The organism is Nitrosomonas sp., from assembly GCF_019635155.1.
In the GTDB taxonomy this organism is placed as follows: domain Bacteria; phylum Pseudomonadota; class Gammaproteobacteria; order Burkholderiales; family Nitrosomonadaceae; genus Nitrosomonas.
This window is the reverse complement of sequence record NZ_JAHBZY010000031.1, coordinates 1-10,672: the sequence shown is the minus strand read 5'-3', so window position 1 is coordinate 10,672 and position 10,672 is coordinate 1. Positions and strand designations below refer to the sequence as shown.

General features: G+C 51.4%; 8 protein-coding genes. 4 read left to right on the top strand and 4 right to left on the bottom strand.

Annotated elements, in window-relative coordinates; translation table 11 throughout:
• Window positions 1-908: hypothetical protein (locus tag KF839_RS14315; RefSeq protein WP_292918507.1), on the top strand; the 908-nt coding region annotated here is incomplete at its 5' end.
• 51 nt (window positions 909-959) lie between these two features.
• On the opposite strand, the gene KF839_RS14310 is transcribed toward KF839_RS14315, so the two are convergent.
• The 4 genes from KF839_RS14310 to KF839_RS14295 form a co-directional block, all read right to left on the bottom strand.
• The gene (locus KF839_RS14310; protein ID WP_292918506.1) at window positions 960-2,609 is read right to left on the bottom strand and encodes a recombinase family protein; all 1,650 of its coding nucleotides are present in this window, start codon (window positions 2,607-2,609) and stop codon (window positions 960-962) included.
• The gene (locus KF839_RS14305) at window positions 2,606-2,761 is read right to left on the bottom strand and encodes a hypothetical protein (protein WP_292918505.1); all 156 of its coding nucleotides are present in this window, start codon (window positions 2,759-2,761) and stop codon (window positions 2,606-2,608) included. Before KF839_RS14305 ends, KF839_RS14310 begins: the two co-directional genes overlap by 4 nt.
• A gap of 230 nt (window positions 2,762-2,991) precedes the next feature.
• Window positions 2,992-4,080, bottom strand: a complete 1,089-nt coding sequence (locus KF839_RS14300; protein WP_292918504.1) for a hypothetical protein — start codon at window positions 4,078-4,080, stop codon at window positions 2,992-2,994.
• Complete coding sequence (locus tag KF839_RS14295) at window positions 4,077-4,724, bottom strand: MerR family transcriptional regulator (protein WP_292918503.1); 648 nt, start codon at window positions 4,722-4,724, stop codon at window positions 4,077-4,079. The genes KF839_RS14300 and KF839_RS14295 overlap by 4 nt, the downstream gene beginning before the upstream one ends.
• Window positions 4,725-5,134: 410 nt before the next feature.
• Between KF839_RS14295 and KF839_RS14290 the strand changes: the two genes are divergently transcribed.
• From KF839_RS14290 to KF839_RS14280, 3 genes are all read left to right on the top strand, one after another.
• Entirely contained in the window at window positions 5,135-7,951 is a 2,817-nt protein-coding gene (locus KF839_RS14290) for an alpha/beta hydrolase (RefSeq protein ID WP_292918502.1), read from the top strand.
• A gap of 608 nt (window positions 7,952-8,559) precedes the next feature.
• Window positions 8,560-9,684, top strand: a complete 1,125-nt coding sequence (locus KF839_RS14285; RefSeq protein WP_292918501.1) for a GTP pyrophosphokinase — start codon at window positions 8,560-8,562, stop codon at window positions 9,682-9,684.
• A gap of 227 nt (window positions 9,685-9,911) precedes the next feature.
• A complete protein-coding gene (locus tag KF839_RS14280; RefSeq protein ID WP_292918500.1) occupies window positions 9,912-10,451 on the top strand; it encodes a hypothetical protein in 540 nt (179 codons plus the stop codon).
• The last annotated feature ends 221 nt before the right edge of the window (window positions 10,452-10,672 follow it).

The window sequence follows — 10,672 nt, the reverse complement described above, 5'->3', positions numbered from 1 at the left end:
TCCCCCAGGCGGATTGTTCGCCAGATGAGTTGTTGATGTGGTATGTGCGGACTGAGAGTTTCGACACTCCTTACGCATTCCCAAGTTATGACCCTCGGCTTTTTCTTCGCACGGTGTGCGAGGTACTCGCCAGTGATATCCCTATTGTTTATGACCTGTCTGACCTGATTGATGATTTCGGAGATGCCGAAGGACTGGCTAATTACTCCGAAGAAAATCTCGACGGAGGATATGCGACAACCAGAAAAATAATTGTCTTGACGGAAGGAGGCACCGATCAACGGGCTATTAAAGGCGCTCTCAGTTTACTGCGTCCTGGCCTCATGGACTATTTCTCATTTCTCGATTTTGACACGATGGCTGTTCCTGGTGGGGCAGGAAATGTCGTGAATACGTTTAAAGCCCTTGTATCAGTAGGCATTACTAACCGAGTTGTAGCATTACTTGATAATGACACTGCTGCTCATTCGGCAGTTCAATCAGCTATAACATCATCGCTTCCATCAAATGCGAGGATCATTTTTCTTCCGCGTCTCGTGTTGGCAGAGAATTATCCTACTCTGGGTCCGTCAACAGGGACGACAACTGTACTGATGGATATCAATGGCTTTGCATGCAGTCTAGAATTATTTTTTGGCGAAGATATTTTGAGAAGATCATCCGGCGATTTGGTGCCTATTCAGTGGAAAGGGTATGATGCCAAGTTGAAGCAATACCAGGGAGAAATCACTCAAAAAGGCGAACTGCAAAGTTTGTTTTTGAAAAAGCTTGAACAGGCGAGAGAAGATCAGAACCTGCTTGATTCGCAGGATTGGGCTCCAATGAAAATGGTCATTCAGTCTTTGATCACTGCCTTTCATGATTCTCCACCAATTGACTATGGTTTAGAGACGATGGAATCGGAATGATTCCCAGCAGCCTAGTCGCCAATTAATTTTCCGTCGTGAATCCACTTAACCTCAAGCGCTTCTCACAAGCTCAAATCTCAAGGTCCGAATCGGAGACAGACCGTGGAGCCAATCTAGACCAAAACTGGGCACTCCACTCTCTGGGGTGCCCTTTTTAGTTTCTCCGACCATCTTGGCAAGCGCCGCATAGCTCCCTTTCATCACAAGCTGTTTATCGAGACACCGGATCTCATCGACGAGAAGCTTGAGATACTTTTTGCTGAAACCCCGATCCTTCTCAATCAATCGCTCTCGTAGAATCTTGGTGAAGGCATGTACCTTCCTCTCACCCAAGGCATCCAGCGGCATTTGCTTGAGCCTTCGAAACCCGGCTATTTCAGTCAATAGTGCCTGCCGTTGCGCCTGCAGTTTATTTGCTCGGTCGGTCAACGTCGAATCCATTGGGAGAAGACCCTTCTCCACAGCCTCATACAGCTGATTGCTGCTCTGCTGCACACGTTCCAATTCTCTGGTCAGCTGCTTGACCTTGCCATCCTGGTCGGTTTGCGACCGGCTCAGACGCTTCCTCAGCCCTTCCAACATCGTATGAACTCGTGAGGGCGTAAAGACTCGATCCGCCAAGGATGAGAGGACCAGGCGATCAACCAGCTCTGTGGGAAGGTTTTCGCTCGTGCAGGTGTCCTTCCCTTTAAGAATCCGGCTTGAACACTTGTAATAGCGATACTTCCCACCTTTGCCCGTTGCGAGCGTCATCCCGGCCCCACAAGCCCCGCATTTGAGCAGCCCAGTGAGAAGCGTAGGGCAATTGACAACCCGTGGCGGAACCTTTTCAGGGGAGCGCGATTCCAACTTCTCTTTCACGGCCAAGAACAGCTCCTGGCTCACAGTGGGATCGACCTTGACCGGCACCCACTCCTGCCGAGGCTTCATCCGCCGAACAGCCCCGCCCCGCTTTTCATATTTATTGAAATAGTGCTCCCCGATATAGGCGCGATTGGTCAATACCTCATAGATGCGCCCCTTCGTCCACTGACGGCCCCGAATAAGGATGCCCTGCGCATTCAATCGGGCAGCTATTCCGTAGAGGCCAAGTTCTTGCCCTCGCTCTCCATGCAGGTACCAGTGAAAAATCCGATTGACCACGACCGCCTCGCTCTCCTCCACGATCAACTGTCGTTTCCTTCCCTTATTGCCGGGAAGCTGCACTTCTACCGTTCGATAGCCGACCGGAGGACGCGAGCCGTTAAAGAAGCCCTGCCTGGCGTTCTCGCGCATAGCCCGCAAGGTATGTTTCCCGTTCTCCTTACTCTGGTACTCGTCGAACACGCTGAAGATCCGCCGAATCATCTCGCCGGAAGGATCATCGCTGGTCTGCTGTGTGATCGACAGAACACGAACCTGGTACCGCTTCAATTTCCGTTCATAGAGACCGAATTCGAGTGAATCCCGGAAGAACCGGGAGAGACTATGCACGACAATGGCTTCAAAAGGAGAAGGGCTGACGCAGGCTTCGGTGATCATTCGTTGAAACACTGGCCGTCTGTCATCTGTAGCCGAGGCTCCCGACTCGACATATTCGGCACCAACCGTATGGCCGCCAGTCTGGCACCAGGCCCGCATCTGGCTGAGTTGGTCAGGGATCGACAGATCCTTGTCCGCCTGTTTGCTCGTCGAGACCCGTGCATAGAGCGCTACAATCATGACCTCACCCCCTCTTCCTCTTGGTTCAATACCACCGCTTGAATCAGATCACCGAGAGACGCTTCAATCAATGCGAGCTCGGCATCGGTCACATCGGTCAATTCAAGGTCGAAACGGACTGTTACCTCATTTGGTTGAATCTCATGGGACACGCATGGGCCACCACCTTTCGTGCATCATGTATTCCGGCCCAATCCGTTCCGTTCCTCAGACCCTATCTGATACTCTAACCGCTCCAACTCACCTTCCAACCCATTCCGCCCGAATTCATTAAGCACCACCGTCCGAAAGGCCTGGAACTGGCTTGACGGCAATGAAGCTTGGGCCACAAGCAACACATGCGTCACATGACCGTGAACTAGTTTAAGCACCTCAGCCTTTTTCACCATTCCCCCAACTCAATGGCCTTCATGCGCTTGCGCACATCGGCCTTCCAGCTCAATGGATCAAACAGACGATGCAGCCGCTCTCCAAGAAGCTGGTAGGCCTCTTCTTCCGTCATCATCTCGTGTTCCTGTTTCACGCAGGAGACTGCCGCCATCCGCTTCAGGTAACCATAGATGCTGATCGTGAGCCTCATGAGCCGTTCATCGAGGACCAGCTCTTTTCCGTCAAGGTGCTTGGTTTCCAGCATGTGCAGGGCAGCAATCCGCTGCTGGAGATCAATCCACAGAGGATGCAGAGGCCACCTCGACCGATTTGTGTCCTCCGTCCGAATCCTCAACGTATCGTGGCTTTCAGATAAAAAGTGCAGCAAGGCCCCTTGCCGCTCCTGCAGATCCACAAACGTTCGAATCGAGAACCCTTTCAGAAATGCCTTCCGGACCTGCCATTCGATCCGCCAAACATGCTCATCTTGGCCCCACAACTCGTGAAACCAGACCTTGGCACTTTGCTGCCGGATTTCCGCGATCTTATCGTAGACCCGGAGCACCACATCCCCCTTGCCCAAGGTAAAAGTCTGAACGTTGCCGTTCTCTCGATGTTGGCTATCTTTGTCGGACAGACTCACGAAGGAATCTGCGTCAAAGTCCCGCTCAGCTAGGGAATAGTCGAAGCAGAAATCCACCCGCGAAAGGCTTTCGGGCTGCTGCATTTCACAGCCAACCGACGTGGCCCAGGACACAAACTTGTTATGGAGCGTTGACGCTGGTTGTCGCCACAAAGCTTGGCTTCGATAGGTCACGAAACAGGACGGGTTGTTAAACTCTCCCAGTTCAATTTTGAAATCTTCGTTAGACAGCACGAACGGGTAGCCCGAGCTGCTGCCGTAGGGATAGATGAAAAATTCGGTATCTCCAAATGTTACTGCGCGAGGTTCACGGCTTTTACTCATTCGAAGCTGTTCTTTAATGACCGCGAGGGCTCTGAAGTCGAGATGCTTCGAGGCAGGTGGCGTCAGATAGTAGGCACACTGCACCGTGTCGATGCCGTGCAGGAGTAGTTTGTATGTACCCAGTTCCGAAATCATGTCTCTTCAGGTTTCGGCAAAGGTTCTAGCCGAAGCTCTTGCCCCTCAACCTGCACCATGATCCCCTTTGTTTTCTCCAAAGTCAGATGAAGAGGACCGTTCAAAGCCATGACCCTATCCATGAGCGGAACGAGGTTCACAGTGATAAATAGATCCCCTCCCATCGACTCGATGTGGGCGATGCGAACGAAATAAATCGCGGCGTTTTTTCGCTCGATGGAGGTATAACCGATATCTTTTTCGAGGTCGCTATGCACCCAGTACGGCTGGCGATAGATCCAAGAGGGAAGGGCTTGATAGAACCACCACTGAATCGCCCCTCCTTCGAACACTTCGTTTGGGTTCGCCTTTTTCACGCCTCGCAACCGCGCGATATCAATCCCTACATCCCGGAGGCGCTTATAAAAAGCGAGGTTCCAAATGTCGAAAATGGAAAAAAGCCGCCATTTGCCGAACCGTTCATCCCCTCTGCCTGATCCGAGCCCCTGATAGAGCTGAGACAAAATGCCCGCCCCATCCCAATCCTTCAAAACCTTGCGAGAGACGCCAATGCAGGCTTCGACATCGCCTGAGGTGTAGCGTCGTTGACGAAGAAACTCGATGAGAATGTCCCAATTGCGCGGCAGACCCACGATATCGGGCATCTCCAACTGTGGCTTCGACGATTCATGAACCTTCCGTATATGCATGGGCTTATCGTTACCATATAGTTACATATTAGGTCAAGCAGGGTTTAGGGGAGTCGGTTTAGGAGCCTGTTGAATCGGTAGGAACTAGAAGGGGAGAGTCTGATGACACCCCCCTGCCCCCAGGATGCGCCCGCGTAGCCGCCGACGATGAAAGCAAGAAATCATTGCCATCGACATGCCGAAGGTGACTGTTCGACCCTTTTAACTATGTACTGTCGGAGCTCTCATCACCATGTGTAAGAGGAGTATTTCAGAGACACTAATGACCTGACCGTTGACACCCTTTTTTTCCTCGGCCATTATCGCCCCTTTACGGAGTCTGGGCAGCCTCTCGCCAATCACACCGCGACAAATTGAGGTCATTCGTGTTTTTGCTTCCTCTTCGATTCTTTAAACGGCCCGATGCACCACAAACCTCTAAATTTATCAGGGAGGAACATCATGCGAAATTGATTGTGTTCATCCATGGGATAACAGGCAATGCTCATGACACCTGGTTCAATAAAAAAAGTGGAGCATATTGGCCGGCCCTGCTAGCGGAAGATCCAGATTTCTCTGGCTTCGATGTCTATGTCGTAAGCTATCCCACCACTTTTCTCGGAAGAGGAGCCAATATCGAAGAGACAGCTACACGCTTGTCGCAACAGTTTAAGGACCGGGGATTCTATGATCGATATAAGGAGATTTATTTCATCGCCCATAGTATGGGCGGGTTGATTGCCAAGCGGATGTTACTAGACTTGGACAATGAGCATTCAATTAAAACATTGCGTCAAGTGCGAGCCGTTCTATTTCTATCTACGCCTGCCCAAGGCTCTCCCCTCGCGAGGTTCGTAGCGTGGGGCACTTTTAATCCCCAATTCGACGATTTGCGATCCGCCGTCGGCAATACGTTTCTTCAGACGCTTGATAATCAGTGGGAAGCGTTGCTACGCGCACGAGATGCCGCCAGTGCCTCTTTTCCGAGATCCTACGCCGCTTATGAGAAGAAGCGACTTTGGGGATTGTTCCATATCGTGGACCGACTGTACGCGAAGACTAGAGCCGATGATGCGCCTTATGCAATGGACTTTGTCCATGGAGACATTGCAAAGCCTTTTAGCCGAGAAGGCGATCCATATGAATGGGCGAGGGATAAGATTCTCAACGCGGCTGGTCGCGAGCAAGGGCGCCGCCTACCGAAAGCCGATCCATATCGGTTCTCAATCGGCGTCGCCCATTTGCTCAACGATGAGCAGAGAAACGTGGAAAACTTAATCTATGAATCCTTAACGGAGTTTGATGGAATTCGTGTCTTGGCCTTCGATCGCACAATCGAATTTGATGCTGGCTCCCCCGAAAGTATCAAGAATGCTCATATACGCGCAAAATCCTACTTAACTGAATCTGGTGCCCATGCCATCCTGTGGGGCAACGTCTTAACCCTTCAAGGGAGATCCATACCCAAACTATATTGGACGACCTTGAGTCTGAGCGACTCCATGCAAAAGGGGGCAAAGTACTCTTTTACTGATGATCTGTCGCTTCCGGAAGTATTCTGGAATCACCTTAAAGAACTGCTTTTTCTATTAGTCACTTCTCAATATTCAAGGTTCGAGGAACAAAAGGGCAACTACCTGGCTGAGCGTCTCAAACCTTTTCTCGATCGCGTGCAAAGTTTACTTGAACGAATCCCCACGCAGAGTGATTGGACTCCAAGTGCAATTGCCCAAGCTAAACTCATCTTTGGAAGGGCTGCTACAACATACGGCGAGCAAAGTGGTGACTCAAAATCATTGAGCAGAGCGGTGCAAATCCTCCGCGAAACGTTGCAAGAATACACGCGAGAGCGGGCTCCCTTGAGCTGGGCGATGACACAGAACAATCTCGGTATTGCGCTGAGCATCTTGGGCCAACGGGAGGCGGGCACAGCGCGGCTCGAGGAGGCGCTAATGGCCTACCGGGCGGCCTTGGAGGTATACACGCGAGAGCGGGTTCCTTTGGAGTGGGCACGAACGCAGAACAATCTCGCCAATGTTCTATGCATTTGGGGAAAACGGGAGGCGGGCACAACACGGCTGAAGGAGGCCGTAACGGCCTACCAGGCGGCCTTGGAAGTATATACCCGAGAGCCGTTTCCCTTGGACTGGGCGATCACGCAGAGCAATCTCGGTACTGCGCTGAGCGATTTGGGGGAGCGAGAGGCAGGCACGGCGCGGCTGGAGGAGGCCGTAACAGCCTACCGGGCGGTCTTGGAAGTATACACGCGAGAGCGCTTTCCCTTGGACTGGGCACGAACGCAAAACAAACTCGCCAGTGGCCTAAGCACTCTGGGAAAACGGGCGGCAGGAACGGCGCGACTGGAGGAAGCCGTAACGCTCTACCGAGCGGCCTTGGAAGAGCATACGCGAGAGCGCGTCCCCTTGGAATGGGCGATGACACAGAACAATCTCGCCAATGCCCTTAAGAGTTTGGGCCAGCGGGAGGCGGGAACGGCGCGGCTGGAGGAGGCCGTAACAGCCTACCGGGCGGCCCTGGAAGAGCATAGGCGAGAGCGCGTACCCTTGAGCTGGGCGATGACACAGAACAATCTCGGCATTGCGCTGAGTATGTTGGGGGAACGAGAGCCAGGCACGGCGCGACTAAAGGAGGCCGTAACAGCCTACCGGGCGGCCCTGGAGGAACGCACGCGAGAGCGGGTTCCATTAGACTGGGCAGGAACGCAGAACAATCTTGCCATTGCACTGAGTATCTTGGGGGAGCGAGAGGCGGGAACGGCGCGGCTGGAGGAGGCCGTAACAGCCTACCGGGCGGCCTTAGAGGAAACCACGCGAGAGCGAGTTCCCTTAGACTGGGCAGGGACGCAGAGCAACCTCGCCAATGTCCTAAGGAGCTTAGGGGAACGGGAGACGGGCACCGCGCGGCTTAAGGAAGCCGTAACGGCCTACCGGGTGGCCCTGGAGGAGCGTACGCGAGAGCGGGTTCCCTGGGACTGGGCAGGAACGCAGAACAATCTCGCCATTGCACTGAGCATCTTGGGGGTACGGGAGGCGGGCACGACGAGGCTGGAGGAGGCCGTAACAGCCTACCGGGCGGCCCTGCAGGAGTATACGCAAGAGCGGGCCCCGTTGGAATGGGCACGAATACAGGAAAATCTACGCAAGGCGCTAAGAATTCTTGATGAGCGTGGGCTTAGGCTTTAAGGGTGTCTTTCCGTTGCTTTCATAAAAATTGTGAAGACGGTTCTTAAGGGATCTGAATTGCGCAAACGGACTTCCAAGCCTTGGCAGATTATTTCTGGCGTTTGGCACCGAAATTTATGCAAGTTACGACGAGCAATTTCTTACAGAGTCATTGCGGCCATGAGCGAAGTATTCAGACGTGGGCAACCAACGGATTTATCATCATCTTACTTGATCATATCAATCAAGTGAGACAGCACCTCGACCAAACGCCTTCTTATGTATCCCTAGTCCCCCGTGTTACTGAGACGGGGCCTTTCCGCCTGTCCGGCTTTCGCCGGATCAGGCGGCATCATCCCCCTTATGACGCCCACAATCGCCTTCACGAAACATCCTTCTAGTCAGTTCCCTATCCCAGATAGTAGATGGCTCTGTCGGCCAGACATACTGATACAGCCTTTATAGGTCAGCCTAGTATGATTTGACCATGTTGTGGCGAAAGTATAGACTCCCCCCGCCGATTATTCCCTAGAGAGGATAAGAGAAAGATATTTTTCCCGAGGAAGAGCGCCTCGCTATCTATCTCGGCAACAGTAGATCCGAATTGCTCCATGTAGGTTTATCGGAATATGGGCGAAGAGATCCAAACGCAGCCGGAACCATTCGACTTCACCCGGCATGAGCAGCGCGCTGTCAGCGAATATCTCCGTGTAGTTGGCTATTACGAACAGTTGGCCAACGCTACCAAGCGCATAGCAGAAGAAGCGCTAAAACGTCGAAGCATACGAGTTCATTCTATAGAGGCGCGAGCGAAGGACCCGAAGAGCTTCGGAAAAAAAGCGTCAAAACCATCCCAGCAGGATCCGAATCGACCGATGTATTCAGATCCACTTCAACAAATAACAGACCTCGCCGCCATTCGAATCATCACGTTCTTCCCTCGTACTATCGAAGCAATAGATAGCATGCTCAAATCTGAATTCTCGGTTATCGAGCAGTTTGACAAAGGCGAGGCCCTTATTGAAGAAGAACGTTTCGGCTACAAGAGTGTTCACTACCTCGTAGCCTTCAGTGACGCACGCATTGCTCTTCCAGAGTACCAGCAATTTAACAAGGCCAAAACCGAAGTCCAACTACGAACAATCTTGCAGCACACATGGGCAGAGATCGAACATGATATTCAGTACAAGTCATCTGCCGCTATTCCTCGTGACATTCGGCGGCGATTCATGGCCCTCGCAGGTTTGCTTGAAATCGCAGACCGTGAGTTCCAAGCCATTCAGGATGCAGACCGGGATCTTAATCAACGAGCGGAACGTTCGATCGAGGCCGGCCAACTTGACGCAGTAGAAATCACGCCTATCGCACTGAAATCATACCTCGATCGTCGTCTCGGATCAGATGGCAGAATGTCTGATTTTTCATATGATTGGTATGTACGTCTCCTGTTAAGACTAGGCTTTACATCGCTCGCCCAGATTGATCAATGCATAAGCCCCTATGACAGTGATCGCCTTAGTCGCCTCGCATCTGGCACACGTCAGGGGCAACTATCGAGGTTCGAGTTTATGTTGCTTGCCGGCTTAGGCGAGAAATTCCTTGAAAGGCACTTATACTCTCAAGAAAGGTGGTTCGTAGATAGCATCACTAGTCGCCTTGAAAGGTTCAGAAAAGGGGCCATTCCCATCGGAACTTATGACCCACAGGCACAACCCATGAACCCTGCAGTCGTTCCGCTAACGAAAGAGGGATAAATCGCCCCTAATCCCGTCCGCTGGGCATGCTAGAACTATTTTCGCCAGACGTTGAAATGTAACACTGGGAATTAAATTTGCTCTCATTCTTTTCTGACCTGGATCAGATTGTCTTCAACAATTTGAAATTCAGGTGTAAATCAATGAGCGCCCATTAATATGTCATATTCATATCGCGGCAAGACCGTCATGTGCCCATTAGTAAGATTAGTTACTTGTGGTGAAATGTGAAAGTGCGCAGTGCACTTAATAATGCGTTTCTCTCCATAGCCTTAGGGGCTATCTTCGTAGGTCTTGTTAAAATCGATCACTTTCAGATTCGGGACTTTGCTTCTTTTCTGCTTTTCTTTGTCTTCTTCCGAATTAAGATGTGGATGGATGATGCTGTTTACTTCCAGAAAACAGTCAGAAAATCTATATTTTTTGACCTTGGAATTGTATTAGCAATCATTGCGTGGTCGTTGTGGGCAATAGCCGGTTACACAATTAAGGATACGCAGCAAAGCTATGAGTACACAATGTGGTCTATCATTTTTCTCACTTTATGGATCTTGTGCGATGCCATTGACCAGGGAAATTTTGGGGAGGGAAGACCGCTTTTCATTATTCTGAACCTCGTTTATATCGCAGTGCTTTTATTCTTAACGTGTGATAAGTGTTCATTGCCTTTCGCAAAGGAACATTTAGTTTACATCCTTGTCGGAGGGACGGTTCTTGATTTTCTGTTCACGGGCTCACTGAAGAATTTCAGGGATGATACCACTTAACAATAGCCAGTCCTTTAGTACGACTCGGCATTTCCTGCGCCTAGCGGAACATTAGTTATTGCAAATACTGATCGCGCAGGTCCAGTGACCTTTTTGGTCCTGCATGGGGAGCCAATCTAGAAATACACAGGGGGCTCTCGGCAACATACCGAGAGCCCCATTTTTGGACCAGCAACCAACCTTTTGCTTTTGATCCTCTCCAGGACTGCCCTGAACCTGGA

Bases quoted from the DNA above. Each gene is read 5' to 3' on its own strand.
- KF839_RS14310 (WP_292918506.1), bottom strand. From the start codon at position 2,609: ATGATTGTAGCGCTCTATGCACGGGTCTCGACGAGCAAACAGGCGGAC.
- KF839_RS14300 (WP_292918504.1), bottom strand. From the start codon at position 4,080: ATGATTTCGGAACTGGGTACATACAAACTACTCCTGCACGGCATCGAC.
- KF839_RS14295 (WP_292918503.1), bottom strand. From the start codon at position 4,724: ATGCCCGATATCGTGGGTCTGCCGCGCAATTGGGACATTCTCATCGAG.
- KF839_RS14285 (WP_292918501.1), top strand. From the start codon at position 8,560: ATGGGCGAAGAGATCCAAACGCAGCCGGAACCATTCGACTTCACCCGG.